15 protein-coding genes are annotated in these 23,378 nt (G+C 35.2%); 12 read left to right on the top strand and 3 right to left on the bottom strand.

Features of this window, described 5'->3' with window-relative positions; translation table 11 throughout:
* Window positions 1-108 precede the first annotated feature (108 nt).
* On the bottom strand, window positions 109-3,819 hold the full coding sequence (locus G508_RS0114310) for a T9SS-dependent choice-of-anchor J family protein (protein WP_026705968.1): 3,711 nt from the start codon (window positions 3,817-3,819) through the stop codon (window positions 109-111).
* A gap of 386 nt (window positions 3,820-4,205) precedes the next feature.
* On the opposite strand from G508_RS0114310, the gene uvrA reads away from it, so the two are divergent.
* The 3 genes from uvrA to G508_RS0114290 all read left to right on the top strand — a co-directional run bounded on the left by uvrA (window position 4,206) and on the right by G508_RS0114290 (window position 10,856).
* The gene (gene uvrA, locus G508_RS0114300) at window positions 4,206-7,037 is read left to right on the top strand and encodes an excinuclease ABC subunit UvrA (RefSeq protein ID WP_026705966.1); all 2,832 of its coding nucleotides are present in this window, start codon (window positions 4,206-4,208) and stop codon (window positions 7,035-7,037) included.
* A gap of 106 nt (window positions 7,038-7,143) precedes the next feature.
* Window positions 7,144-7,872: an LOG family protein gene (locus G508_RS0114295; protein WP_026705965.1), complete on the top strand. Its 729-nt coding sequence runs from the start codon at window positions 7,144-7,146 to the stop codon at window positions 7,870-7,872.
* A 242-nt stretch (window positions 7,873-8,114) separates the two neighbouring features.
* Window positions 8,115-10,856 (top strand): gluzincin family metallopeptidase, encoded by a 2,742-nt coding sequence (locus tag G508_RS0114290; RefSeq protein WP_157486044.1) that lies wholly within the window; start codon window positions 8,115-8,117, stop codon window positions 10,854-10,856.
* Here G508_RS0114290 and G508_RS19085 read toward each other — a convergent pair whose 3' ends face one another.
* Window positions 10,857-11,492 carry a hypothetical protein gene (locus G508_RS19085; protein ID WP_051197660.1) on the bottom strand — a complete coding sequence of 212 codons (636 nt, stop codon included), beginning with the start codon at window positions 11,490-11,492 and terminating at the stop codon, window positions 10,857-10,859.
* Window positions 11,493-11,879: 387 nt separating this feature from the next.
* Here G508_RS19085 and G508_RS0114280 point away from each other — a divergent pair, with 387 nt between their 5' ends.
* From G508_RS0114280 to G508_RS0114250, 7 genes are all read left to right on the top strand, one after another.
* Window positions 11,880-12,593 carry an esterase family protein gene (locus G508_RS0114280; RefSeq protein ID WP_026705963.1) on the top strand — a complete coding sequence of 238 codons (714 nt, stop codon included), beginning with the start codon at window positions 11,880-11,882 and terminating at the stop codon, window positions 12,591-12,593.
* Between the two features lie 39 nt (window positions 12,594-12,632).
* On the top strand, window positions 12,633-13,574 hold the full coding sequence (locus tag G508_RS0114275) for an ATP-grasp domain-containing protein (protein WP_026705962.1): 942 nt from the start codon (window positions 12,633-12,635) through the stop codon (window positions 13,572-13,574).
* Window positions 13,575-13,633: 59 nt separating this feature from the next.
* On the top strand, window positions 13,634-14,743 hold the full coding sequence (locus G508_RS0114270; RefSeq protein ID WP_026705961.1) for a carboxylate-amine ligase: 1,110 nt from the start codon (window positions 13,634-13,636) through the stop codon (window positions 14,741-14,743).
* Window positions 14,744-14,820: 77 nt separating this feature from the next.
* Window positions 14,821-15,651: a type 1 glutamine amidotransferase gene (locus G508_RS0114265; protein ID WP_026705960.1), complete on the top strand. Its 831-nt coding sequence runs from the start codon at window positions 14,821-14,823 to the stop codon at window positions 15,649-15,651.
* A gap of 95 nt (window positions 15,652-15,746) precedes the next feature.
* Window positions 15,747-16,955, top strand: a complete 1,209-nt coding sequence (locus tag G508_RS0114260) for an ATP-grasp domain-containing protein (protein ID WP_026705959.1) — start codon at window positions 15,747-15,749, stop codon at window positions 16,953-16,955.
* Between the two features lie 12 nt (window positions 16,956-16,967).
* Window positions 16,968-17,528, top strand: a complete 561-nt coding sequence (locus G508_RS19080) for a hypothetical protein (RefSeq protein ID WP_035694866.1) — start codon at window positions 16,968-16,970, stop codon at window positions 17,526-17,528.
* 332 nt (window positions 17,529-17,860) lie between these two features.
* Window positions 17,861-19,111, top strand: coding sequence for a DEAD/DEAH box helicase (locus G508_RS0114250; protein WP_026705958.1), 1,251 nt, complete (start codon window positions 17,861-17,863; stop codon window positions 19,109-19,111).
* 89 nt (window positions 19,112-19,200) lie between these two features.
* Here the strand turns inward: G508_RS0114250 and G508_RS0114245 are convergent, their stop codons facing one another.
* Complete coding sequence (locus tag G508_RS0114245) at window positions 19,201-20,268, bottom strand: WD40/YVTN/BNR-like repeat-containing protein (RefSeq protein WP_026705957.1); 1,068 nt, start codon at window positions 20,266-20,268, stop codon at window positions 19,201-19,203.
* Between the two features lie 133 nt (window positions 20,269-20,401).
* Between G508_RS0114245 and G508_RS0114240 the strand changes: the two genes are divergently transcribed.
* A complete protein-coding gene (locus G508_RS0114240; protein ID WP_026705956.1) occupies window positions 20,402-22,363 on the top strand; it encodes a KUP/HAK/KT family potassium transporter in 1,962 nt (653 codons plus the stop codon).
* 96 nt (window positions 22,364-22,459) lie between these two features.
* Window positions 22,460-23,329 carry a helix-turn-helix domain-containing protein gene (locus tag G508_RS0114235; protein WP_035694864.1) on the top strand — a complete coding sequence of 290 codons (870 nt, stop codon included), beginning with the start codon at window positions 22,460-22,462 and terminating at the stop codon, window positions 23,327-23,329.
* Window positions 23,330-23,378 lie beyond the last annotated feature (49 nt).

The following is a 23,378-nucleotide window of genomic DNA, read 5'->3' as shown; positions in this document are numbered from 1 at the left end:
ATATGGAGGTTTTTAAAAGTAAAAAACATTTAGATTTTCTAAATAAAGTCAAAAAAAAAAGCCTTCAGAAAAAAATTCCGAAGGCTTAAAAAAGTAACTAACTCAAATTTATTCTTTTATTACTTTCATAGTTTTGGTTGAATTTCCAGAAGTGATCTTAGCCAAATAACTTCCGCTTGAAAGTGATGACATATCGATTTTTGGATTTGTTTCATTAAGATTAGACTCCAAAACCTTTTGTCCCAACATATTAAAGATTGTTATGTTGGTAATTGTTTCTTGATTCGAAACATTCAAAATATCTTTCACCGGATTTGGATAAACAACTAGGCTATTGAAGCTAAAATCTGGATTAGAAAGTGTAGCAGTAACCTCGATATCATCCAAAAACAACTGGCCTTGATTCGGACTTGAATAAGCATTAAATCCGAAATAATAAATTCCTGATGTTTCTGGCGTGAAAGTTACTTCGTTCATCATCGCCATTCCGTTATCAATTGTTGGATGATCTGCTATTTCTTCTGTCATTGCATTTGCAACAGGCTCTGATCCATAAAGAACATGCAAACTTTCTGCATAATTATCGTTACTGTTATTTCCATATTTATAGGAAATAGTATATTCTGAACCACCTGTCAACTGAATACCTTGCGTGAAAAACCAAGCATTCGCATCAACGGAACTGTTATTGTATCGCAACACATATCCTTCGAAACCATAAGCAGAATCCCCCCAAGTGGTATCCCAGCTATTTCCAGATCCTATTGTTTGTAAAGTAACACAGTCTGGCAAGTTTGGAACAGAAACCGATTGAAAATCTTGTACATAAGGAACTGTTGTTTCAGAACATTTTGTTCTAAACACAACTGGTCCGATCCAAGCTCCAAATCCGTCAGGTCCTCCACAAACCGAACGAACCCAAACATTATAAAAAGTATTGTCTTCCAATCCGTCAATACCAAAAATAGGGATGTCAATTTCTTCACTCGGAGTTAAAGTAGAAGGATCCGTTACTGTTGTCAATCCGTGAACCACTTGCCAATTAGGCTCATCCCCTGCTTCAGTCCAACTCACAGTAGCCGAATTATCTGTAATATCAGCAATAGTCAAGCTTGATACATCTGGACAAGACGGATTAATTTCCCATCGGATATTATCCAAGAAAATAGAATTGTAATTTCCTGTTGTATTCCTAAAGCCAATATAAGTATCCGCACCTGAATAATTTTCAAAATCGATTACATATTCATTGTACCCGTTATTTTGCAAAGTTAATGGTTGGAACACCGTAAAAGTGGCCTGACTTGAATTACCATTTAAAGTTCCAACTTGTAGTGTTGAATTATCATTATAACTTCTGGCATAAAACTTCAATCGGTGTGTTCCGTTTGATAATGTATTCAGATAAGGCGAAACCAACATGACAACATCTGCTGCTTGAGCATTATTTGCATGCAACTCTACTGCATTTGTTCCAAAAGCGGCATCATTGTTTACGGTTCTAACGGCTGCGTTTTGAGGAATTGTTGGTCCTGCTAAAACAGCCGACCAACAATTTGGAAGATCACCATATTCAGTGGTTTCAAATCCTTCGCTGAAAGTACCAGTTGGCAAACAAGCCGTTCTAAAATCTATTGGTCCAATCCAAGCTCCGTTTCCTTGATCACCTCCACAAGCTGAACGTACCCAAAGTTTGTAAGCCGTATCCGGTGTTAATGCTGAAAGAGATGCCTCTGCCTCTACACTTGGTGCTGGAGAAATTGGGGTTAATGACGTAGGATCAGTTACATCTGCTGTTCCATAAACCAAATCCCATTGTGTTTCTCCATCGTTACTAGTCCAATTAACCTCTGCTGTAGTTGCCGTAACATTTTGCACTTGTATTGCCGTAACATCATCACAAAGGGGAGCTATTTCCCAACGGAAATTATCTACATAAACCGTAATATATTGTCCCGAAGTATTTCGGATGGCAACATAATTATCACTACCTGAATAGGTTGTATAATCTACTACAAATTCGCTATAAATATGATTTATTTCAAAATCTTCTAAAGATGTAAATGTTGTTCCTTGAGCTGGACTTCCAACTGTCCCAACTTCTATCGTAGCAGGAGAATTCGATTTAGCATGAAACTTTAATCGATGTGTTCCAGTAGTTACAGTATTCAAATGTGGAGAAACCAATATAATTTTAGGATTATCTCCCTCATCTGAATTGCTTAAAGCAACTGCTTTTGATCCTGCAGTTCCGTTTCCAGTGGTTACAATAACTGTACTGTTAATTACGGAACTTCCACCCAATATTGCTGACCAACATGCAGGCAAATCTCCAAAATCTGTTGTTTCAAAATTCTCATTTACTAAACTCGTTGCTACACATGGTGTTGTAAATGTTACGGGGTTCATCCATGCTCCAACACCAAACTCTTCTCCACAAGAAGAACGAATCCAAGCTTTATAAGTTGTATTTGGCTGTAAGCCGTTGATTGTAACTTCTGGATTTTCGGAAGGTGAAGGAGAAACTGGCGTTAAAAGTGTTGGATCTTCAATGGTGTCAGAATAAACCACGTCCCATTGTGTTTCAGAACCACCTGGTTCCCATCCTATTGTTGCGGAAGAAGTAGTTACTTCTGTAACGATAATATCATCTAAATCTGGACACAATGGTGCAAGTTCCCAACGAATATCATCTAAGAAAATTGGATTATAAGTACTTGTATTGGCATGACGGAAAGCGATGAAGTTGTTTGTTCCTTCATAATCTGTAAAATCAACGGTATATTCGGTGAAATTTGCAGTTGCATTGATTGTTTCCTTTGATGTAAAAACAGCATCAGCCGTCATGGTGTTTACTGTTCCCACTTGAACCGATACGTTGCCATAACCTCTAGCATAAAATTTTAGCCTATGAGTTCCTGTTGTAACCGTTGACAATTGAGGTGAAATCAGTAAAATATTCACCGTTGAAGCCGAAGAACCATTCGCAATTTGTATAGTGTTCGGAGCCGAATTTGAAAAACCTCCATTTACCCCAACAAAGGTGTCGGATGAAGCACCCACTTTTTGAACATTCCAGCAGCTTGGTATATCGCCATATTCTAATGTGTCAAAATTTTCATTTAATATTTCAACGGGAACACAACCACTATTGAAATTATAAGGTCCTCTCCAAGGGCTAAACTCTGACTCACAATTAGATCTGATGTAAAACTGATATTGATTTGCGGCAGTCAAGTTATCTACACTATATTCGGGATCTTCTTCTACAACAATTCCCGAGGTTTCAGGTGTTGGAGCATCATCGCCCATTGGCAATACTAAAACTTGCCAAGAACTTTCTGTTCCTCCTGGAATCCAACTAAATGTTGCATTGGTAGTAGTTACATTGTTAATCAAAATATCTGTAGGAAATGGACAACTTAGAATTGCTGTTACATAAGAATTCAAACACCACTCTTCGGTTTCACATTCAGCATTTTCACTATAATGAACACGAACCGATTCGTAAGACATATTTTCAACAGTCAATGGCGTCAAACCATGTGCAATAACATTATTATTAATATCAGTCACCGTGATATATTTTTCAACTGCCTCTCCAGAAGAAGTCAAACTAAAAATATAACTTTGATCTAAATTGATATTAGAAACGGTAGAAAAATTTCCAGTATAGACACAACTGCTGATTTCTTGTGGATCTCCAGAATTATTTGAGATGATGGATTCGGATGGATTCGGAAGTGTGTTGATGCATTGTGCATGAATTTCTGATGCAAAAGCTAGCAAGCATACAATGAGTAAGGTAAATTTTTTCATAAAAAATATTCTTTGGTTAATAGATTTCAAATGTATAGGTTGTCACCCAAAAGTGCTTTGGAAAAAACGTGACATTATACAAATGGAACAAAAAACCCCTATTAAATTATTAATTATAACACTAAACGATAGTATTGATAAATTCTATTTTAATTTATCAATACTATCTACTCTAAACAATAAAACAATGGTTTTTATGAATAGTTAATAATTTATAGCTTCATTTATGGTCTCCTTTTTTTAAAAAATTCCAATTACTTTTTGCTAATTTTTTATCCTAAATGAGATTCTAAAAACATAGCTTCTAAACAATTTATTAAATAATTTACATACTCCGAACCAAAATAGTAACTTTGCTTCCGACCTATTCGGAATTGCCAAAAAATATGCTAGAATCAGACAATACTATAGAAGTTTTAGGAGCCCGCGTTCACAATCTCAAAAACATAGACATTTCAATTCCTCGTGAGAAACTAGTAGTTATCACTGGACTTTCAGGATCTGGAAAATCATCACTTGCGTTCGATACCATTTATGCCGAAGGACAACGCCGTTATGTCGAAACTTTTTCGGCTTATGCCCGACAGTTCTTGGGTGGTTTAGAACGTCCAGATGTGGATAAAATTGACGGACTCTCCCCTGTTATTGCCATCGAACAAAAAACAACCAGCAAGAGTCCACGCTCTACAGTTGGAACAATAACTGAAATTTATGATTTCCTTCGTTTGCTTTATGCGAGAGGTGCCGATGCTTTCAGTTATAATACGGGCGAAAAGATGGTCAGTTACAGTGATGAACAAATAAAACAGCTTATCTCTGAAGATTTCAAGGATAAAAGAATCAATATTTTGGCTCCCGTTATTCGTGCTCGAAAAGGTCATTATGCCGAATTATTCCAACAAATTGCCAAGCAAGGCTTCCTGAAAGTACGCATCAATGGTGATATAAAAGATATCACGCCTGGAATGAAACTGGATCGTTACAAGACACACGACATCGAAATTGTCATTGATAGAATCGTAGCTGATAACAGCCCAGAAAGCGAAAAACGCCTTATGGAAAGCATCAATACCGCGATGTATCACGGCGAAAATGTCCTGATGGTTTTGGAACAAGATAGTAATGCCGTTCGTTATTTTAGTCGGAATTTGATGTGTCCTTCAACTGGAATTTCCTATCAAAATCCTGAACCCAACTTGTTTTCGTTCAACTCTCCAAAAGGCGCTTGTGATCATTGCAACGGTTTGGGAATGGTAAACGAAATTAACATCAAAAAAATAATTCCGAACCCAAAAATGTCCATCAAGCAAGGTGGTTTTGCTCCTTTGGGAGAATATAAATCGACTTGGATTTTCAAGCAATTGGAAATTATCGGAGAAAAATATGGCTTTAAAATTACCGATCCAATCGAGTCGATTTCGGAAGAAGCAATGGACACGATCCTAAACGGTGGAAAAGATAAATTTGCAGTTGCCTCAAAAACGTTAGGCATCACAAAAGAATATAAAATTGAATTTGAGGGCATTTCGCATTTCATCAAAAATCAATTTGACGAAAGTGGTTCGACTTCCATCAAACGTTGGGCAAAGGAATTCATGGACGAAGTGAAATGTCCGGTTTGTGAAGGTTCAAGATTGAAGAAAGAAGCTTTATACTTTAAAATCAATAACGAAAATATTCACGAATTGTCTTCGATGGATATTTCAGATTTGACCGTTTGGTTCAATGATTTGGAGAACCACTTATCCGATAAACAAAAACGGATTGCAACCGAAGTCATCAAGGAAATCAAGGACCGTTTGGCATTTCTTATGAATGTCGGCTTGGAATATTTGGCTTTAAGCCGAAGTTCGAAATCACTTTCGGGTGGAGAAGCACAACGAATTAGATTGGCTACCCAAATTGGTTCGCAACTAGTTGGGGTTTTGTATATTTTGGATGAACCAAGTATCGGTTTGCACCAAAGAGATAACGAAAAACTCATCAAATCCTTGGAACAATTACGAGACATCGGAAACTCTGTCCTTGTGGTAGAACACGATAAAGACATGATTGAACGTGCCGATTATGTGATTGATATTGGTCCCAAAGCAGGAAAATATGGAGGCGAAATCATCAGTAAAGGAACTCCTGCCGAAATTCTGAAAGAACATACACTTACTGCTTCTTACCTTAATGGCGAACGTGAAATTGAAGTTCCAAAACAGCGTCGTGAAGGAAACGGAAAGTCAATGAAACTTACTGGAGCAACTGGAAACAACTTGAAAAATGTTTCAATAGAACTACCTCTGGGGAAAATGATTTGTGTAACGGGAGTTTCTGGAAGTGGAAAATCAACTTTAATCAATGAAACCCTCTACCCGATTCTGAATGCGTATTATTTTAATGGTGTAAAAAAACCACAACCTTACAAGAAGATTGAAGGTTTGGAACATATTGATAAGGTAATTGACATCGACCAAAGTCCGATCGGGAGAACACCCCGTTCCAATCCAGCGACTTATACGGAAGTATTTGGAGAAATCCGAAATCTCTTTACCATGACTTCAGAAAGTATGATTCGTGGCTACAAAGCTGGACGTTTTAGTTTTAACGTAAAAGGCGGAAGATGTGAAACTTGCGAAGGTTCAGGTGTACGAACAATTGAAATGAATTTCCTTCCAGATGTATATGTAGAATGTGAAACGTGTCAGGGAAAAAGATTCAACAGAGAGACTTTAGAAATCCGATATAAAGGAAAATCGATATCTGATGTCTTGAATATGACGATTGATGAAGCCGTTCCGTTTTTTGAAAATATACCAAAAATCTACCGAAAGGTAAAAACATTGCAAGATGTTGGTTTGGGTTATATCACTTTGGGACAACAAAGCACGACGCTTTCTGGTGGAGAAGCACAACGTATCAAATTGGCGGGTGAATTGGCTAAAAAAGACACCGGGAATACGTTCTATATTTTAGATGAACCTACAACTGGACTGCATTTCGAAGACATTCGCGTCCTGATGGAAGTCATCAACAAATTGGTTGATAAAGGCAATACGATTTTGATTATCGAACACAATATGGATGTTATCAAGTTAGCAGATTATATTATTGATATAGGTCCAGTGGGGGGAAAAGGCGGTGGAACTGTTGTAGCTAAAGGAACTCCTGAAGAAGTTGCCAAGGTAAAGAAAAGCTATACGGCTCAGTTTTTAAAGAAAGAATTACATTAAATTTTACAGACCTAACAGGTTTTAAAAACCTGTTAGGTCTTGAAGAAAATTTTTATATATTGCCAAGCTTTTATAAGCAATAAAAAATTAGAATAAATAATATAATATGAGATTAGAAGATTTTGACAATGATGAGGATAAAATAATCCAAGATAGATTAAAGCAAAAAACGTGGAATGAAATAAGAACCAACGATTCTTGGGCCATTTTTAAAATTATGGCAGAATTTGTAAACGGTTATGAAGCCATGGGACGAATTGGTCCATGTGTTTCTATTTTTGGTTCAGCACGAACAAAACCAGACGACCACTTTTATCTTTTGGCAGAAAAAATTGCCTTTAAAATTAGTAAAGCAGGTTATGGCGTGATTACTGGTGGTGGTCCTGGAATCATGGAAGCGGGAAACAAAGGAGCACATCTTGGTGGTGGAACCTCGGTTGGTTTAAACATCGAACTGCCTTTTGAACAGCATTTCAATCCTTATATTGATAGAGATAAAAATCTTAATTTCGATTACTTCTTCGTAAGAAAAGTAATGTTCGTTAAATATTCTCAAGGTTTTGTCGTGATGCCGGGAGGTTTCGGGACGCTTGATGAAATGTTTGAAGCTATTACTTTGATTCAAACTAAAAAAGTAGCAAAATTCCCTGTAATCTTGGTAGGACGTGATTTTTGGTCAGGTTTGATGGATTGGATAAAAGCCGTTTTGGTCGAAAAATACCATAATGTTAGCCCGAGTGATCTTGATTTGATCAAGATTGTGGATACAGAGGAAGAAGTTGTGGACGTTTTGGATACTTTCTACAAGAAATACAATCTAAGTCCGAATTTCTAAAACCCTTTAGTACAATTTGTTCGTATAAGTTCATAAGGATGCAGCTTTTTGTTTTCTTTGTGAACTTTGTTTTTAAGAAACAATTAACCAACCTTTATAATAAATCACATCTTATTAGTGTTTACTATTGCTATTTAAATTTGAAAAATACATCCTTGAAATACATCCTTAAAATTATAGTTGGCATTGCCTTGTTGGTTTCTTGGAGCTCATTTGCACAAAATCATTCAAGTATAGATGTTATGGTAATTCCAATCGACAAGACTCTTTTTGTCAAGCAGGAATTAACGTTTCACAATCAATCGAATGATACTTTGACCAGCGTTATTTTAAACGATTGGAACAATGCCTATTCGAGCAAGGAGACACCACTTGCAAAACGATTTTCTGATGAATTTGTGAGAAGCTTTCATGTTGCAAAAGAAGAAGAGCGTGGTAGTACAAAAGAGATTGCAATTAGGGACATGTATAACCAAGATTTCCAATGGAAAAGACTTCACGACCAACCTGATTTGATTGAAGTTACGTTACCACAAAAACTAGCTCCAAACGAAAAAATCAATCTAATTCTGAACTATACACTAAAACTTCCGAGCAACCGCTTCACTAATTATGGTTATGGCGAAAATGGCAAAATGTACCTCAAAAATGCCTTCCTCACTCCTGCTCGATACGAAAATGGTGGTTTTATAAAATACAGCAATAATAATTTGGATGATAGTGCCAATTCTATTTCCGACTATGATGTAACGGTTTCGGTTCCAGAATCTTTTGAAATTACAACCGATTTATTTTCAAAAAAAACAATTGAAAACCATAATGCTATTTATACATTATCTGGCACAAACAGAATTGATTTTAGCCTCTTCGTGGAACAAAATACCAATTTTAGAAGTTTTAAAAAATCTGATTTAGAAGTTCTCACCGATTTGAAAACCAATAATGTTGATGAAGTTCGAAAAGCTTTACTGATCAATCAGATGATGGATTTTGTCAAGGAAAATATCGGTGCATATCCTCACGGAAAAGTTGTGGTTTCGCAAGCAGATTATGACCGAAATCCGTTTTATGGTTTGAACCAATTGCCTTCTTTTTTAAGTCCGTTTCCGGATGATTTTCTCTTCGAAATTAAATTCCTAAAGACCTATTTGAATAATTATCTCAAAACCAGTCTTCGGCTTGACCCAAGAAAAGACAATTGGATTTATGACGGTATGCAAATGTTTGTAATGATGCGGTATATCGATGAATTCCATCCCCAGAGCAAGATGATGGGAAGTGTTTCTAAATTTAGAATCCTCAAAAGCTATAACCTTACGAATCTTTCATTTAACGAGCAATATAGCTATTTTTATATGCTGATGGCTCGAAAAAATCTTGATCAACCAATTGGAGATCCAAAAAACACCTTTATAAAATTCAATGAGCAAATTGCTGGAAAATATCGATCAGGATTGAGCTTCAAATATTTGGATCATTATCTTGAAAATGAAATCGTATCCAAAAGCTTGGTTGAGTTTTATAAAATCAATCAACAAAAACAGACAAGTCGAGAAGATTTGGAACAAATTTTAAAAGCCAATTCTCCTAAAAACATTGACTGGTTTTTTAATACCATAGTTAATTCAAGAGAAATTGTAGATTATAAGTTCAGTAGTATTTCAAAATCGCAAGACAGTGTTAGCTTTACGATAAAAAATCGAACCAATACTACTGTTCCAATTCCTGTTTATGGATTGAAGGGAAAACAGGTTGTTTTCAAGGAATGGTATGAAAACATTAGCACTGATAGTACTTTTACTGTTGAACGAAAAGAGGCTGATCGAATTGTCCTCAACTATAAAAATGAAGTTCCTGAATTCAATTTGAGAAACAATTGGAAATCGATGCGGCCGTTTTTCCCAAACAACAGACCTTTTAAATTTGTATTCATGAAGGATTTGGAAGATCCCTATTATAACCAGATTTTGTATGTTCCCACAGTAACCTATAATCTTTATGACGGAATTTCACCAGGAATTCGCTTCCATAACAAAACAATTTTGGACAAGCCTTTCAATTTTGATGTCAATCCTGTCTATTCAGCCAATACACAATCGCTAATTGGGAGTTTTTCTTTTGCCATAAATCAATACAATCGAAAAAGCGAAGACTTCAACAACCGCTATTTGATTAGCGGAAATTACTTCCATTATGCTCCAGATGCTACCTATTTGAAAATAAATCCAACGGCAATTTTCCGCTTTCGCGAAAAGGATTTTCGAGACAATAGAAAGCGTGGTTTGCTAATTCGGCAAGTTATGGTCAACAGGCAAGAATCTAAATATGACTTAAGCTTTGATGAAAACAACCAAAATTACAGCGTTTTCAATGCAAAATACTCCGATAATAAAACCGAAATCACCAAGCATTTCAACCTTTCAACGGATTTACAACTATCGAGCAAATTTGGAAAATCATCAATCGAATTTGGCTACAGGAAATTATTTAACGACAACAGGCAAATCAACGTTCGCTTCTTTGCTGGTGCTTTTTTATACAACACAACCGATTCTGATTTTTTTAGCTTTGCCCTAGACCGACCTACTGATTATCTTTTTGATTATAATTATTATGGAAGATCTGAAACCAGCGGACTTTTCAGCCAACAACTCATTATTGCCGAAGGTGGATTCAAATCAAGATTGATCAATCCGTATGCAAATCAATGGATGGCAACCACCAATGCGAGTTTTAATATTTGGAATTGGGTGGAAATTTATGGCGATGCCGGGTTTATGAAAAACAAAAATCAAGGAGAGCGATTTGTTTATGACAGTGGTGTTCGATTGAATTTGGTCACTGATTATTTTGAGCTGTATTTCCCTGTTTATTCTAACAATGGTTGGGAAATTGCCGATAACAATTATCAGGAAAAGGTTAGGTTTATCGTTACTTTGAGTCCAAGCGTTTTGATAAATCTTTTTACGAGAAAGTGGTTCTAATTATTCCTTTACTATAATAAAGGAAGCCTTAAATCCTGTAGACATGTTCCATTCACTTGAATACAACTGAAGACCTTTGTCCATGATGATAAATCCACCCGTATTTGGGAAATATTGACCTTCGTTCAAGGCCACAAAATCAATTTTATTGAAACCATCTACTAATTTGATTTCAATAAATTTAAAATTTCCTTCTAAAAAGATATTGTCTAATATAACTTTATCATTGAGCAACACCTTTAGCAAATCACCATCCACAGCCTGAGGATCTCGGTACATCACTTTAATCGTTTCAGATTTTGTTCTAAAATCTCCAAAGTATTGATCTCTTCTAAAAGCCTTCGCATCACCATCGCCTTCAGTACTTGATCTCGTATTCATCCTCTTCGTATAGCGATCAGCGGGATTTGCAAATTCTTCTTTTTTAAATTCTACCTTGCTTTTATCACTCCACAAATCAGGAACATCATTTTTTGGTTTTACATCAAAGATGCTTGGTTTTTTTTCGGGTGTGATAACAGGAAGTGCATTTGGATTTGGCATTGCAGGAATTGCCTTAGGATTACTGATGAGGTCCTGAGCTTCTGATTCTATGGAAAGAAAAATCGTAAAAAAAAGTGCTATTAGATATTTCATATTGATTTGAAGCAATGCAATTTTCAAAGGCTAAATGTAAAAATTAAGGCTGTTATTTAGGCTTAAAAAACCCAAATTAACTAAAATTTATCTTTTAAATAAAAAATTAGTGATAATTTTCCATTCAATAATCAAAAACCAAGCCTTTTTTATTGCTTAAAATTTAAACTTAGGTAAAAATTTAAGTATTAATTATTGTTTTGTTAATATAAATTCCAATATACAATCATTATAATAATTCTTTGTAAAAACATCAGTCACAAGTTACAAATGCTGATTATTTTCATTATAATTGTTTAAAGAATTATTAGAAATTATAAGAACAAGAAAAAGTATTGCAAAATACAGCATTCATATAACACCATTTAAAAACAAAACAGCTAATTTATGAAAGAAGAATATTTCAAATGGTACTCACCAAACTTAAGTCGTGAAATTGAAATGCTCGTTTTTGGGCATGCAGGATATCCGGTAATTTTATTCCCTACTTCAATGGGAAGTTATCACGAAAACAAAGATCAAGGACTAATTGAATCTGCAAGATGGTACATCGAACAAGGCTTGATTCAGGTTTTTTGTCCAGGAAGTATCGACAAAGATAGTTTCTACAACAAGAAAATCCATCCCGTTCATCGTATTCAAAACCACGTTTGGTATGACAAAATGATTTGTCACGAAATCGTTGAAAGAGTCAGACATAATACTGGCACAGGAAAAGTTGTTGTTGCTGGTTGCAGTTTCGGAGGTTATCATGCTGCCAATTTTGCCTTTCGGCACCCGGGTTATGTCAGCCACATGTTTTCCATGAGTGGCGCTTTTGACATCAAGAGTTTTATGGACGGCTTTCACAATGAAGATGTATTTTTCAATAGTCCGGAAGATTTTCTTTATGGCTTAAATGATCCAAATTTATGGCAAATGGATATTGTTCTGGGAACTTCAAACTGGGACATTTGTTTGGATGCAAATCTAAAAATGAGCAAGGTTTTAAGCAATCGAAGTATTGAACATTGGCTGGATATCCGTAGAGACCAAAAACACGATTGGCCCGTCTGGAAAGAAATGTTTCCACATTATTTATCTAGAATAAAGTTTTTCTAGCCAACACAAAATATCAAAACAAAACACAAAAAATAAATTATGAAAAAAATTGGAATTTTATTCGGAATGGAAGACACCTTTCCGCAAGCATTTATAGACAGAGTAAACTCAAAAAATGAAAAAGGAATTATTGCCGAAGCCGTTTCTATTGACAAAGTAATTCAAAACAAAGGTGGCGAATATGCCGTAATCATCGATAGGATTTCACAAGATGTGCCTTTTTATAGAGCTTATCTTAAAAACGCAGCCTTGACAGGAACAAACGTCATCAACAATCCGTTTTGGTGGAGTGCCGATGATAAATTTTTCAACAATGCCTTGGCTGATACTTTGGGAGTGCCGTTACCCAACACGGTAATCCTTCCTTCTGCTGAACATCCAACAGATACAACTGGAAAATCATTCCGCAACTTGGCTTTCCCTTTAGATTGGGATGGTATTTTTGACTATATCGGATTTCCAGCTTATATGAAGCCTTATGCCGGTGGAGGTTGGAAAAATGTTTACCGTCTTGAAAACAAGGAAGAATTTTGGGAAAAACACCGCGAAACAGGACAATTGGTAATGCTTTTGCAAGAAGAAATTGTATTCCAAGATTACTATCGTGTGTATTGCCTTGGTGGAAAAGCCGTAAGAATTATGCCTTATGAACCGAGAAATCCACACCATTTGAGATATGTGGTTGAAAATCCAAATACCGATAAAAAATTATTAGCAACTATAAAAGACTACACTTTAAGACTTTGCAAAGGTTTAGGTTATGATTTCAATACGGTAGAATTTGCCGTAAGAGATGGAATTCCTTATGCTATTGACTTTGGAAATCCAGCTCCAGATGCCGAATTGACTTCTGTAGGCCAAGAAAATTTTGACTGGGTTGTGGAAGAAGCTGCTAAAATGGCAATTGCTGCTGCAAAAAAACAAAAACCGGGCGAAATGAACTTGACTTGGGGAACTTTTATCAAAAACGCCGCTAAATAAAAAGATAAAGCATTAAGGTATAAAATATATCTTAATGCTTATAATTAACAAAAACAAAAATGACGAAAAAATTACCCATATTCACTCTTGGAGTTGAAGAGGAATACCAAATTATCGATCCTGTTACACGAGATTTACGTTCACACCTTTCTAAAATTGTGGATGGTGCAAAAGTAATTTTGAACGAACAGGTGAAAGCTGAGATGCACCAATCTGTTGTGGAAGTTGGAACCAATATCTGCAAAAATGTAAAAGAAGCTCGTGAAGAAATTACTTTTCTACGAAAAAAAATTGTTGAACTTGCTGATAAACAAGGACTCCTTGTTGGTGGTGCAGGAACACATCCTTTTTCGAGATGGCAAGACCAAGCCATTACCGACGATCCTCGATACCATAATATTGTTAATGAATTGCAAGATGCCGCTCGTTCCAATCTAATTTTTGGGATGCACTGCCACGTTGGAATCGAAAACCGTGAAATTGGTTTGCAATTGATGAACCAAGCCTGTTATTTCTTGCCACATATTTTTGCCCTTTCAACCAATTCTCCTTTTTGGGAAGGAAGACAAACAGGTTATAAATCATTCAGAACCAAGGTTTTTGATAAATTCCCAAGAACTGGACTTCCGGAATATTTTGATTCCTTGCAATCTTATGATAATTTCTTGGATACTTTGGTACAAACCAATTGCATCGATAATCCAAAGAAAATTTGGTGGGATTTGCGTTTGCATCCGTTTTATGACACAATTGAATTCCGCATTTGCGACATGAGTTTAACTGTGGATGAAACAATGTGTATCGTAGCAATTATTCAAGCGGTTGTGGCAAAATTGTATAAATTAACGATGGCAAATACCAGCTTCAATATTTACCGTTTGGCACTTATAAAAGAAAATAAATTCCGTGCCGCACGATACGGAATCAGAGGTAATATGATTGATTTTGGTTTAAAAAAAGAAGTACCAACTTGCGAATTGATCCTCGAATTGCTTGAATTTATTGATGATGTTGTGGATGAATTGGGAAGCCGTGACGAGATCAATTATGTTCATAATATTTTAAGAGATGGAACAGGAGCTGCAAAACAATTGGCCATTTTTGAACAAACGGGTGATTTAACGAAGGTGGTCGATTTTATCACGAGTGAATTCACAAAAGGATTATAATTTCAGCTTTTGAAAGACATTTATAAACCGTAATTTTTATCTTTGCAGTTAATTTACAATCAGTTAAACTAAATATAATGAGTGATAATTCAATCAAAATTGCAATTCTTGACATGTATGATGGAGAGCCGAATCAGGGAATGCGTTGTATCATCGATATTATAAACCGATTCAATCAGGTGGTTACTTTCAAGATATTTGATGTTAGAGGAAAATCTGAGTTACCTGATATTAAAAAATTTGATATTTTTATTTCAACCGGAGGTCCCGGAAATCCTTTAGAAGGCGACGGAAATTGGGACTTGAAATACTACGATTTCATTGATACTTTGACCGTTTGGAACAAAGAAAACAACATCAAAAAACACGTTCTTTTCATCTGTCATTCGTTTCAAATGGCATGTAAGCACTTTGGCTTGGCCGAAATTACGAAACGAAACGACACTTCTTTTGGCGTGATGCCCATTCATAAAACAAAAGAAGGTGCAGACGATCCTGTTTTTGAAGGACTTTCAAATCCTTTCTACGGTATTGATTCCCGTGATTATCAAGTCGTACAACCTAAGTTAGCCATTTTTGCTAAAAAAGGGGCTAAAATTATTTCCTTGGAAAAAATCCGTGACCACGTTCAGTATGAAAGAGCGATTATGGCAGTTCGTTTTTCAGAATATATGGTGGGAACTCAGTTTCATCCTGAAGCCGACCCTATCAGTTTTGTTGCTAATATGAAAAACACCGAACGAAGAGAAAAAATCAAGAAGATGAAAGGCAAGCGAAAGTTCAGGAACATGCTGGAAGATTTGCTCGACGAGGACAAGATTTATAAAACCAATGAAACCTTGATTCCTAATTTTCTGAGAATTGCTATTAATGATTTGATGCGAACAAAGAAGATTTTATCGAATTAAAATATTTTTATTTCATAGAAAAACTGCCACGAATTCACAAATTTTCATTTTGAGTTTGTGGCTTTCTTTATTTCCAACTAACCAAAAAAACAAATATGATTTCAAAATATAGACAACTATTCAACGATAGTTTTACTCCAGAAAAATATCAAGACTTTAAAGACGATATTGCTTCTGACTTTAATTATGAGCCAACTTTTAGAATGGCCGAAACACCTTTTCTTATTTCGAATGATTTAAAGCAACAACTTTTAGAAGGTTGTCAAGATGTTATAGCGTTAATTCAACAAGACAACTTTAAAAAATTAACAAACAAATCTTTAGAACTAAACAGCAAAGTTCCGAATGAAGACGAACATACTACTTTTCTAGCAATTGATTTTGGTATTTGTGAAGAAGATGGAAAGGTTATTCCGAAATTAATTGAGGTACAAGGATTTCCATCATTATTCAATTATCAATATGTGCTGTATGAAAAATTCAAGACACATTATCCTTTTTTAGAAGAGCTTACACCGTTTATAAATGACATTTCTGGAGAAGAATATTTGAAAATTATTGAGGAAGCGATTTGCAACAATCATCCGAAGGAAAATGTAATCCTGCTGGAAATTGAACCCGAAAAGCAAAACACAAAGATTGATTTTTATTATTGTAAAAGAGACATCGGGATTCCGATTGTTTGTGTAACAGAATTGATTAAAAAAGGCAAAAAATTATACTATAAAAATGAGGCTGGAGCTGAAATTGAAGTAAAACGCATTTATAACCGTGTTATTTTTGACGAACTTGAATTGCGAAAAGACTTGAAAATGGAGTTCAGTTTTTCGGATGATTTAGACGTGGAATGGGCCGGACATCCAAACTGGTTTTTCAGAATCAGCAAATTTATCCTGCCGTTCTTGAAAGGAAAATATTTTATTGAAACGACTTTGTTGAGTGATTTAAAAGAAATCCCAGAAGATTTGGAGAATTATGTTTTGAAACCTTTGTTTTCGTTTTCGGGAAGCGGTGTGATTTTTCATGTCAAGAAAGAAGATATTGAAGCGGTAACAGAGAAAGAATTATATATTTTACAGAAAAAAGTGAACTATATTCCAATCGTGCAATCGCCTGATGGAAAGGTAAAAGCAGAAGTTCGTGTGCTTTGTGTCTGGAAAAAAGAGGACAAGGCTCCTACTCTATTGTGCAACCTAGTTCGTTTGAGCCGTGGTGAGATGATTGGAGTGAAATTCAATAAGGATAAGGATTGGGTTGGTGGAACTTTGGGATTGTTTGAGAGGGATAAATTACAAAACGTATAAATCTCAATATCGATGGAAGAGAAAGACTATCAAACAATCTTAAGCGAAAGTACTAATAATGGCTCTTTTTTAACTTATGGTGAAAAATTATTAACAACTGAATGGAAAGCTAAAAGGAATAAAATTCTTTTAAGAGATGGTGAAAAATGTTGTGAATGCAAAGCCCCTCATAAAAGAGTTGAAGGAAAAGGAATAAGAGAACAAACAAATGAAGAAAAAGATGTTTATTGGAAAAAAATTTCTCAACTACAATTACCTAATTTTATAACTAAAGAAAGAATTATTTACCCAAAAGTGAATGTAATTTTACATGTTCATCATAAATATTACATTTTAAATAAATTACCTTGGGAATATGAAAATAATGCACTTATTACTTTATGTGATTTGTGCCATAAAAAAATTCATGAAACACAGATTATTCCAATATATTTAGACGAAAGCAAATCCACTATTTTGGAATTAAACCTTTGTAATAACTGTAACGGCATTGGATATTTAAGTCAATATAAATATTATCAAAATGGAATTTGTTTTAAATGTTATGGTACAGGTTATCTTGATTTAAAATAAAGATATTTATTTCAAACCATTAAGAAATTAAGTTTCATTAAGTTAATGTTTAATGCCTTAATGAAACTTAATTTCTTAATGGTTTAAAAAGCCGAAACTTAAATATAATACAGAAAATTTATTCTTAAACTACTGATTCCAAAGGCGAAGCTAGCCCCGATTGTAGTGGAAATCCTTTTTGTGCCGGGGTTCGGGACAAAAAGATTGTAACGGAAAGCGGGATTAGCTCCTGAAAAAAACCTAAACAGCCACTATTCTATACATTACAAATATTAAACCTATCTTTGCAACCTCTTTGTGCTTAATTCAGAGCACTTGAACGAATTATTTATATGTTATTTGAAGATTTATCACTTTCCAAAAGTATACAAAAAGCGGTTCACGAATTAGGATATTTGGAACCAACCCCAATACAGCAACAGGCGATTCCATTGGTTTTAGAAGGCCGAGATTTAGTGGGTTGTGCTCAAACCGGAACCGGAAAAACAGCCGCATTTGCTATTCCCATCATACACCAATTGCACAGAATTGTAGGTTCTACCAAAAAAGCGAAGCAAATTCGTTGTTTGGTGGTGACACCTACAAGAGAATTGGCGGTACAGATTGGGCAAAATTTTGATTCCTACGGGAAATATACCAACTTGACACAGCTGACCATTTTTGGTGGTGTTTCACAAGTGCCACAAGTGGATGTTTTGCGTAAAGGTGTTGATATTTTGATTGCAACTCCAGGACGATTGTTGGATTTGCACAAGCAAGGTTTTATTGATTTGGACCATTTGCATACACTAGTTTTAGACGAAGCCGACCAGATGCTAGACATGGGTTTTGTGAATGATGTGAAGAAAATTGTGAAGCTTACGCCAAACAACCGCCAGACGTTATTGTTTTCTGCAACGATGCCGATTGCGATTCGTGAATTGGCTGAAATGTTTTTGAAAGATCCGGCAACCGTTTCGGTTTCGCCCGTTTCTTCGACGGCAGAAAATGTAGAGCAAAGAATTTATTTTGTTGACAAAACCGAAAAAAGAAATTTACTGTACCATTTGATTCGAAATGAAAAGTTGACTGATTTATTGGTTTTTTCGAGAACGAAACATGGTGCTGATAATGTTGTGAAAGCCTTGAGAAAGCACGGTGTTGCTGCTGAAGCGATTCACGGAGACAAATCGCAAAGTGCCAGACAACGTGTTTTGGATGCTTTTAAGGCGAAAGAAGTGGGCGTTTTGGTTGCAACCGATATTGCAGCTCGTGGTATCGATATCGACCAATTGCCTTTTGTAATCAACTTCGATTTGCCTAATATTCCTGAAACGTATGTGCACCGAATTGGTAGAACGGGTCGTGCTGGAAATGGCGGTATTGCAATTTCGTTTTGTAGTAAAGACGAACATCCTTATTGGAAAGATATCCAGAAATTGATTAAGGTTGATGTGCAGACAATTACAGATCATCCTTATCCATGGCATGCAGGAAGTCCAGAAGCAGAGGCTGCTCCACCAAAAAATTCAAACAGAAGCGGTGGCGCTCATAAATCTAGGAAATCGGCGGGTTCTAAACAGAATAAGAAACGTTGGTATTAATGAGTTGGAAGATGGAAGTCTGAAGATGGAAGAAAAAAAAGCCTGAAGCGATATGATTTCGTTTCAGGCTTTTTCAGTTTTTAGACCAACTATTTTGTCTTGAAATTTACTTTGACGATTTTATTTTTTCCTGCAGCTATTGCAGTTGAATCGTTCATAAATCTTATGGTGTACAAATCTTTATCGGTAGAGAATTGTTGCCAGTTTTCGCCAGAATCTGAAGAATAGTGCAAACCGGAAGCTCCAACTGTAACTAATTGTTTTCCGTTACTGTTTGGAACATATTGAACACACGAAGCATAACCAAAGCCTTTTTTCTCGGCTATTAGATTCCACGTTTTTCCGCCATCTTTTGTAATCGCTTTGTTGCCGAAGTTTTGATTTGGCTTTTCATAATTTCCTCCAGCGATGAATCCGTTTTGGGAATCGTAGAAATCAGCCGTGAAAATTCCCGTCATTGCTTCGCCTTGAATGATTGGCGTGTTGAATACTTGCCAAGAATTTCCTTTATCGGATGAATAAAAAATTCTTGATTTTTTTCCGCCAGAAACCATCCAAGTGTCATTCCCTTTTATAATTAAATTGGTATTACTGGCTGCAAAAGCGGCTTCTCCTTCTTCTACTTTTGGTAAATTACCACAAGAAACTTTTTTCCAAGTTGTTCCTCCATCTATTGTAACAATTACCAAAAGACAACCATCTGTCGGGTCGCCCATTGCAATACCTTCCTGATCGTTCCAGAATTGCATGCTATCATAAAAAACTTTTTCATGCTTTTCCTGATAGACTAATTGAATTTGAGAACCATCTTTTGAAATTCGGTACAAAAGAGCTGGATTTCCAACATTTAGAATAAAAATATGGGAGGAAGTTTGGGCAATGCTTCTAAATTCGAGCTTTAAAGTATCTTTTGCAACATGACCATTGAAGTTTTTTTCGTTGTCCAAATCAAAATAGCCGTACTTCCCGTTGTTTCCGGCATACCAAATTTTTCCAGAATCAATCGAAATGGCTCTTATCGAAATGCTATCGGTAAAAATGTTTTTAACTGTTGCTGATGTAAACAGAACTATGTCACTTTCAATTGCTTCTGACTCTTTCTGTTTGCAAGACATTATCAATGAGAAACTTAGCAGTATTAGGAATATTTTTTTCATTTGGAAGTTATTTAGAGATACAAACTTACTTTTTTTAAATGAATGAAATAAAAGCTTCTATAAAATTTATGCTTGCTTAAAAATGCAAATACTATCCAAAAATTAATTAATTTTGCCCCTTTAATATTATTTTATGAGTGCTTCACATAATGGCCACCTGAATAAATTATCATTAGCAGGATTACTTATCACTTTAGGTATAATTTACGGTGACATCGGGACTTCTCCTCTCTATGTAATGAAGGCAATAATTGGAGATTTGCCCATCAATGCAGATATTGTTTTAGGTGGTATTTCATGCGTTTTCTGGACCTTAACACTTCAAACCACAATAAAATATGTAATTATTACTCTAAATGCTGACAACAATGGCGAAGGAGGAATTTTTGCTTTATATGCATTAGTAAGAAGGACAAAAGTCAAATGGCTCATCGTTCCCGCCGTCATTGGAGGAAGTGCTTTATTGGCCGATGGTATCATCACTCCTCCTATTTCTGTTTCTTCGGCAGTTGAAGGTTTGAGAACGTTTTATCCTGAAATCAATACTGTTCCAATAGTAATTGGAATTTTGTTTGTTTTATTTTTTATACAACAATTTGGAACCAATTTGGTCGGTAAGTTCTTTGCCCCAATGATGCTAATTTGGTTCGGAATGCTGGGAACACTAGGTATCATTCAAATTTATTATCATACAGATGTTTTAAGGGCTTTAAATCCTTATTATGCCTATCATTTATTGACCATACATCCTGAAGGTTTTTATATACTTGGTGCTGTCTTTTTATGTACAACAGGAGCTGAAGCCTTATATTCAGATATGGGGCATTGTGGTCGAAAAAACATCCGTGTAAGTTGGATTTTTGTAAAAACGACTTTGGTTTTGAACTATTTCGGGCAAGGAGCCTATTTGATCCATCATGAAGGAGAAACCTTGAAAAGTCTTGGTGGTTCCAATGGTAATCCTTTTTACTTGATTATGGCAGATTGGTTTCAACCTATCGGAATCACGATTGCCACGCTTGCTGCTGTTATTGCTTCTCAAGCTTTGATTAGCGGTTCATTTACTTTGATTAATGAAGCAATGCGATTGAATTTCTGGCCAAAAGTAAAAATCAAATACCCAACCGAGTTAAAAGGACAATTGTATATTCCATCTATAAATTGGTTATTGTTTGTAGGTTGCGTATTAATCGTTTTGCGTTTCAAAGAATCAAGCAACATGGAAGCTGCCTACGGATTGGCTATTGTACTTTGTATGATTATGACCACTTGTTTGCTTAATTATTATTTGATCATGAAAAGGGTAAAATGGTATTTTATTACCCCAATTATCTCGATTTATGCTTTAATTGAATTGAGTTTTTTTGTAGCCAATATCAAAAAGTTTTCGCATGGAGGTTATGTGACTTTGATCATTGCAGTCGCTTTGATTCTGATAATGGCAACATGGTATAGAGCCAAGAAAATTAGCAAAGCTTACACCAAAATGGTAAAAATCGACAACTATAAAAAAGTCCTTGGCGAATTGAGTAGCGATTTATCCATTCCAAAATATGCAACCCATTTGGTCTACATGACCAACTCGGGAAGAATTGATGAAATTGAGGAAAAAGTCTTGTATTCTATCTTGCAAAAGCGTCCAAAAAGAGCTGATTTATATTGGTTTATCCATGTCAACATCTTGAACGAACCTTATAAAACGGAATATAAAGTTACCGAACTTATAAAGGATGATTTGATTAGGATTGATTTTAATCTAGGTTTTAGAGAACCTACAAAAATCAATATCATGTTCAAGGAAGTAGTGAAAGACATGGTGAAAAATGGTGAAGTGGATATTACAAGCCGGTATGAATCATTAAACCGAAATAATATCATTGGCGACTTTAAATTTGTCCTTTCAGAAAAATTCCTTTCCAACGACAGCGATATGTTATGGCACGAAAAACTGGTAATGAACACTTATTTCTTAATTAAAAAATTAAGCTTATCCGAAGAAAAAGCCTTTGGTTTGGACAGTAGTTCAGTTAAAATTGAAAAATTCCCAATGGTACTGCATCCGCCAGAAAGGATTTGCATGAAAAGAATTGAATAATATACAGCCACTAGAAATAGTGGCTTTTTTTTGGGATAATTCAGACATTATGTTTTTTTTTAATTAATTTTATTTACCATTAAAAACCTATTATTTATGATTAATGTTCTCCACATTAACCAGCTTCAAAAAGAGGAAAATCAAAAAGATTTCTATGTAAACAATCTTAGGGAACATATCATTCTGAACAAAAATAAAATTACAAAACCTCACAAACACAATTCCTATCTGTGTGTTTTATTTACAAAAGGATCAGGTATCCATGAAATTGATTTTAATATCTATACTGTAAAAGCAGGGAATTTATTTGTTATTTCTCCAGGAAAAACGCATCATTGGGAACTTTCGGATGATATTGATGGTTATATCTTTACACATACTAAAGACTTTTATGATTTGCATTTTTCACACAATAGCATTTCTAATTTCCCTTTTTTCCAATCGGTACAAAATAGTCCGTCGATCGAGTTGGAAGTAAATCAAATTCCAGAAATAGTTGCTTTATTTGAAGCGATGTTATCGGAATACCAGAACAAAAAAATACTAAAACATCAGGTCTTGATAAGTTATTCGGATATAATGTATGCCAAGCTTTCTAGAATTTATCTGAAAGATCAAACCGAACAAGTTGTCAATCATAGCTTGTATTCACAAAAGTTCAATGAATTAGAAAAACTCATTGAGAAACATTTTCTTACTGAGAAATCACCTTCAAAATATGCCTCGATGATGAACATTACACCCAAGCACCTCAACAGGATTACCCAAAGCATCATTGGGAAAACCACTTCAGAAGTTATTCTGGATCGAGTTTTATTAGAAGCAAAAAGAATTATGCTTCACACAAGCAAAACGTTCTCAGAAATATCCATTGGACTGGGATATGAAGATTATGCTTATTTTTCAAGGCTTTTCAAACAGAAAACTGGGTTTACTCCTTCTCAATTCTTGAAATACTATCAGTAATTTAGTTAATTAAATATTAAAATAAAATTAGTGGCACAGATGTTGGAAT

Source organism: Flavobacterium soli DSM 19725 (assembly GCF_000422705.1).
Classification (GTDB): Bacteria; Bacteroidota; Bacteroidia; order Flavobacteriales; family Flavobacteriaceae; genus Flavobacterium; species Flavobacterium soli.
The sequence above is the reverse complement of the archived record's forward strand: the minus strand, read 5'-3'. Positions and strand labels throughout refer to the sequence as shown.